This is a genomic window from Xanthomonas sp. LMG 12462, assembly GCF_009192885.1.
Lineage (GTDB): Bacteria > Pseudomonadota > Gammaproteobacteria > Xanthomonadales > Xanthomonadaceae > Xanthomonas_A > Xanthomonas_A sontii.
In genome coordinates this window covers 1-1,305 of record NZ_NMPP01000128.1, presented here as the reverse complement: position 1 = coordinate 1,305, position 1,305 = coordinate 1, and the positions used below count along the sequence as shown (strand labels likewise).

The following is a 1,305-nucleotide window of genomic DNA, read 5'->3' as shown; positions in this document are numbered from 1 at the left end:
CAACAACACCGCCGCCGGCCGCGTCGCCACCGTCACCGGCGACTACCAGGCGCTGACCGGGCAGGCGCCGCTGCCGTTCGAACAGTGGCTGCAGGAGCAGCGCGCGCAGCTGGCGGCCTTGGCAGCATAAGAAAGGCGCAGCGCCGCGCACCTTGCCCGATGCGAGCTGGCATCGGCGACCGCCATCACTCGACCTCACATGTCTTTGCCAGAGCTCTTTGCATGGCTGCGGTTCCAGAGCGCCACAAACTACGTAAGTTATTGATTTTTAAATTTTTAAATCAAAATCTCTTTGCTTCCATCTAATTTCTCTCTGCAATCGCCCGTCTCAGTTGCCAGCAAGAGGCGGTGTCCGAGCCTGTGTTTACGATCGCCCCTTGCCGACGCATCCTGGTAAGCAGGCTGCTGATCTTGCTGTACTTCTGCTTGTCATTCAGCGCATCGCTCAGCTTGTCCATCAGAAGTTGATTGATCTCAGCACGATTGGCGTGACCGAACTTCTCTAGGTAGTCGGTAAGGAGCTTGGCGTAAAACGCATCATCTTGCGCTCGGGTACGGATGTAGTCGGCTTTGTTCGCTGTTGCCTCGGCCACAGCGGCTGACACGTAGAAGTTCGGCTTACGCCCTTCAATGAGCTTGCCGCGCCGCAGGCGGATCGCCGCTTCATCAGGAATGGGGAGCTTTTTCTGCACACGGTCCAGTGCCAGCACATCCGTTAGTGACAGGTCGGTCTTCTGAATCAACAGACGGCTGTAGGCAGGATCCACCACACCACCGTAGACCGTCAGCCTGACTGCATCCGGCTCACTCAAGTCGTAGTCAGGAAGAGGAAAGTAGCGCCTGGCTTGGCCTTTATAGATCTCGTGGATGCCGTAGCCCATGGTGTCAATCATGTTCAGCTCGACCATCGCTTGGGCCAATGCAGGATTGCGGTAGCGACGTGGGGTCTTGTCACCCTGGATGTATTCGTCTGGCTGACCTTCGAAAAAGCAGCCTTCATTCTCGAACACCAGCTTGTCCGGCAGCTCTGTCACCACTACGCGTCCATTACGGGTGTAGTCCTGGTGAGCAATGCAGTTGTGCAGTGCTTCCAGCACGATCTTCTGGTCATACTTGGAAACTTCAACCGGCAACAGCTCATCTTGCGGAAGCAATCGAAGCTGGATGTTGCGGATACGTTGGTACAAACGTGTCGTACTCAACAGAAATGGCGGTCCGAAATGTTCGTAGGCTCGCTCTGGACCTTCTAGCTTCCACGTCAATTGTGCAGAATAGGGTGAAAGGCGATAGGCCGATTCGGCCTTA

1 protein-coding gene is annotated in these 1,305 nt (G+C 55.7%); it reads right to left on the bottom strand.

Annotated elements, in window-relative coordinates; all coding sequences use genetic code 11:
* Window positions 1–302: 302 nt before the first annotated feature.
* Window positions 303–1,305: ATP-binding protein (locus CEK69_RS20885; RefSeq protein WP_226975253.1), on the bottom strand; the 1,003-nt coding region annotated here is incomplete at its 5' end.